Raw genomic sequence first — 4293 nt, forward strand, 5'->3', positions numbered from 1 at the left:
AGGATCGGGTGGCAGCACTTTAAACCTTCGTTGGCTAATATCTCGGCAATTTAAGTCTGGTGAATTCTTTGGAATGCAAAAATCTGGGTAAGCAGACTCTAGTTATTCTGTTGCTGCGGTTGAATCGCCTGTGAAGTTGTCTTTTGGGTAGCTCTGTGGCGGAAGTCCCAAGGCATTACAGGATTAGCCTGACTCCAAAATGCTAAACGCTGTTGTTTGGCGGTGTTTTCACCTTGCAACAAACTATCTTTAGACTCCCGACAGCCTTTGAGATATTGGCGATAAACTATAGCCTGTCCCTCTTGCACCATATTCACATTGATGCTGCGATTTCCGACATAAATCTCTGCAACTAAACGGTTGTACTTGTCAGTTTCAACGGGGCGTAGTGTAATAGTTTGTCCTACTGGCAGTAGCTGCTTGAGTCTTGCTGATGATTGCTGTCCCCAAGGGCTTTGCTTTATCTCTGGGTTAAACTAAGCGACTCCCTCACGAGAACCGCTCGTCTCCAAAACCGTGCTTGAGACTTTCACCTCACACGGCTCCTCAATAATAAGGCTCTTGTCATGAGTACCTCTGTCGCTCGTTTTTACGGGCTTAGGTTTAGCGCTATTACAGCTAGATTTGGTACCGTAACTACCATCGGTGGCAGTTTTTTCATTGTGGCAATGACGGTGTAGGAGTTGAAGATTGTCGTAATTATTCTTTCCGCCTTTCGACTTAGGAATAACGTGGTCAACTTCCATAACCGATGATTCAGTAAAATATAGTCCGCAGTGGGTACATTTGCCCTTTTGACGCTTCAGTAGGGTTGCTTCCCGTTTAGGCATCTCCGGATGGTTTCCCATTCTTGTACTCCAGTAAACTAGGTTGCCGTCAAATGGACTAGCTTCGCCTTTAACTTTGACATGCTTTTTGGATTTAATTTCTGCATGTTTTAGTAACCGTAGAGGATTTTTATCCTCTTGGCTGGTTGCGAATACCCAGTTATCTCCGCCTATGGTTTGCCAGTATTTATTGGTTATCCAGTGTCCCGATTTATTTGGGTGGCGGCGTTGTGCCCAGCTTTTTAGTTTCCAGTACACTTTGTTGTCAGTTTTGGAATATTCATCCTGACTGGCGACTGTGCGGTAGTAATTAGCCAATCCGCTAATGATTGGATTCAATCGGGCTATCAGTGCAGCCTGTGTTGCTGTTTTGTACTGGTTAACTACCTCGGTTATTTGGTTGTAGTGTACTTTTATCTTTTGTTTGCTGGGTTTGATGATTGTCTTGAAGCCAAGTGGTTCTCCCATGCTGGTACAACCTGTGTTGTATTTCCCTACCTGGTATTGCCTCACGTTGAATCCTAAAAAATTGAATCCTGGTTCTTGCCCTTCATACCTTTTTAGTGTATGGACAGTACGTGTTTTACTTGGTTTCAGTTCTAAGCCCATGCCTTTTAGCCATTCAGCAGTTATTTGCTGACATCTTTGGACTACGGTTATGTCCTCATGTATAATCACTAGGTCATCGGCATATCGGATTAAGTTTGGGGGTGAGAAATATTCTCCTTTTTTATGAAACCAGGTCTCTCTTTGGTGTTTTTTTAATTCTGGAAAGACCTGCTTAATCCTCTCTTCCATCCCGTGGAGGGCGATGTTTGCTAATAGTGGAGAAATGACCCCACCTTGCGGCGTACCCGTCGCGCGAGTACGCGCGCCCGCTTCGCTAACAGATGTAGGGAACAACTCTTTACCGTTCATCACTCCCGCTTTTAACCAGGCACGAACTTGTCGGCGGATGGTAGGGAATGTATTTAATTTTCTGAGTAGTTCCTCGTGGTTGATGCGGTCGAAACATTTCGCAATATCGGCATCTAGCACGTATTTTGGCTTTTGCCTAATCACCTTGAATATTGCTTCGATAGCATCGTGGCATGAGCGTCCTGGTCGGAATCCGTAACTGTTTGGCTCAAATCGAGCTTCCCATTCTGGTTCTAATGCTAGCTTGACCAGCGCTTGGAGCGCTCTATCATACATCGTGGGAATACCAAGAGGGCGTTTTTCATCCGTTCCTGGTTTGTCTATCCAAACCCTTCGTGTGGGTCTGGCTTTCCCTCTTAGCTCAAGTTTGTTCACCATTGCCAGCCTTTGGACGGGCGTAAGGGATTTAATTCCGTCTACTCCGGCTGTCTTTTTGCCTTGGTTGTCCTGAGTTACACGACGTACTGCCAGCATCTTTGCCGACCATGACCTCATCAAGGTCTTCTGGAGTCTGCGAACTGCTCTGATATCACCACGACTAGAGGCTCGAAATATTCTCTTTTGCAGCTTGTAAACCCGACGTTCCAGCTTTCGCCAGTCCACCTGGTTCCATTCCACCGTAGTTTTTACACTCGTTTTAGACATTTGTACTGTTACTTAGAAACTATTTCATCCTTGTTACCGTGGGAATGTCAGCATATCCAAGGCATTACCCAAGGCATTCGCTTCTTTCCCAATCCCACCCACTCGTAGCATCCGGCTAGCTACCTACTCGGAGTATTCGACCTCTCCAAGAGCTAACGAGGGGTTACTTCGTTCCGAATGACCATACTACGAACCTTTAGAGTCCCACTCTTTACCGGGTTTATTTGGAGATGCTGTTGGTCGAGATACTTTCGCCAACCCTTAATCCTTGCCCTTTTGGGTCTCCCAGCTAGTCAGTCCATTTTGCTGGTTTTGCGTCACGATAATTTAACGTGGGTTCAAGTTTTAACTTTACTCATAGGCTCTTTGCTTGCCCCGCACTACCTTGGACTAGGAGTGTGGAAGGGCTTTCATCCCCGCTTTACGGATTGATGGCTAGTCGCTACCGTAGGGGAAGTGCTTTCACCTGGCATCTACAGGGGAGAGATTTTCACCCTCATGGTCATTCAGTTGTCAAGGTTCTTTTCCAGTCGATACGAGGGACTGGAACCTTGCGGCTAATCCTCCGAACCCTTACAGGTTCTAGTTTCTAGCCAACGAATCGCACTGCATCAATGCAAGCGAGGCGAACAGTCACAGTTTTGTTACCAGTTCTCACCCGTATGGTGTCACCGTCACCTACGCTTACGACCGTAGCGGTAAGATTGTTACCAAATACGGGTAACGACATTTGAGCTACAAGCAGAACGCTAATTGCAACAAAGGCAAATTTCGAGAGCATCTGTAGTAATAATCACTATATAATACTTATGATGCCCAGACAACTAATTAAAAGTAACTAATAAAACCAGTAACGTTAGATTAATAACCCAACTTGTTAGTTAACTTGGGGCTGCTCTTTTATGCTGTGGACGCAACAGCAAGCGATCGCGCTTTTCTTACCACTCACATTTCCCCTACCGTTGCCCCATACTGCCTTTATAACAGCGAACGCTACAGCTTTGCAGTGATTGAATTGCTAGTGGTAAGTAGGTCGCTGTGAATATTTCTGATTAAGATAAGGCAGGAGGCAGGGGGCAGAAGGCAGGAGGAGAAAGAGTTTTAGCCTAATTTATTTTTCTTTACATAGTTTGATTTTTTTGCATCGCTCTACTTAAAGCAATTGATCTATGGCGCTACTTTTTCTTTAAACAGGTTACCGGCAGAAAACGCAGGCACAATGGTTGCTGGAATAGTCATTGGCTCATTGGTTTTCGGATTACGCCCTTCACGAGAAGAGCGATACCTTCTCCTGTCGGAGACGCTTCACGAACGGCACACTTGGTGAACACGTCGCTCGAATGAGCCAAAACCAATGAGCGTTACCTTATCCCCATTAGCCATAGCCTTAGTAACGACTGACAAAAAAGCACTAATAACTTCCAATGCTTGCTTTTTTGTGATGTTGGTCTTTGCTGCTACAGCATCTACTACTTCACATGAGTTCATAAATTCACTCACTTCTTTGTCAAGTCAAGGTAAAAGTGATCGCAACTTCTAAAAATGCTAGAACTCACGCATTGATAAGTAAAACTAACAATAACGTCCTAGCATATATCTTGTTCAGGAAATTCTGGGTTGTTCCAGATTGAAGGCATCTAAATATTCTCATCTGCGGGTAAGATTGTAGAATTTTTCGTTGTTAGTGAGATACTTACATTTAATGTGAATTAAATGTTGAAACCCCTGTAATTTCGTTGATAATTTTAAAAGCATAATTTTTGGCAATTCTCAAAAGCTTACAGGATAAGAGACGTTTTTAATTTACATTAGGCATTACTTATAATTCCAAAGGCGTTACGCTTTATCTAAGGAAATAAACTTAGTTAAGATCCCAAAATGTCCTCACCACAAATGCAATCCT

At 44.1% G+C, this 4293-nt stretch carries 3 protein-coding genes and 1 pseudogene; all 4 read right to left on the reverse strand.

What is annotated here, in order from left to right:
- Nucleotides 1–98: 98 nt before the first annotated feature.
- A complete protein-coding gene (locus ACFFAP_RS36495) occupies nucleotides 99–464 on the reverse strand; it encodes a thermonuclease family protein (protein WP_375515782.1) in 366 nt (121 codons plus the stop codon).
- A 12-nt stretch (nucleotides 465–476) separates the two neighbouring features.
- Nucleotides 477–2390, reverse strand: a complete 1914-nt coding sequence (gene ltrA, locus ACFFAP_RS36500) for a group II intron reverse transcriptase/maturase (protein WP_375515780.1) — start codon at nucleotides 2388–2390, stop codon at nucleotides 477–479.
- 589 nt (nucleotides 2391–2979) lie between these two features.
- Nucleotides 2980–3171, reverse strand: a complete 192-nt coding sequence (locus ACFFAP_RS36505; RefSeq protein ID WP_375515781.1) for a thermonuclease family protein — start codon at nucleotides 3169–3171, stop codon at nucleotides 2980–2982.
- Between the two features lie 386 nt (nucleotides 3172–3557).
- Nucleotides 3558–3878: pseudogene (locus tag ACFFAP_RS36510) on the reverse strand (HU family DNA-binding protein).
- Between the last annotated feature and the right edge of the window lie 415 nt (nucleotides 3879–4293).

The organism is uncultured Nostoc sp., assembly GCF_964245575.1.
In the GTDB taxonomy this organism is placed as follows: Bacteria; Cyanobacteriota; Cyanobacteriia; order Cyanobacteriales; family Nostocaceae; genus Nostoc.

What these genes read in the sequence shown, in the direction of transcription:
- ltrA (WP_375515780.1), bottom strand. Translation starts at nt 2,390, where the DNA reads ATGTCTAAAACGAGTGTAAAAACTACGGTGGAATGGAACCAGGTGGAC.
- ACFFAP_RS36505 (WP_375515781.1), bottom strand. Translation starts at nt 3,171, where the DNA reads ATGCTCTCGAAATTTGCCTTTGTTGCAATTAGCGTTCTGCTTGTAGCT.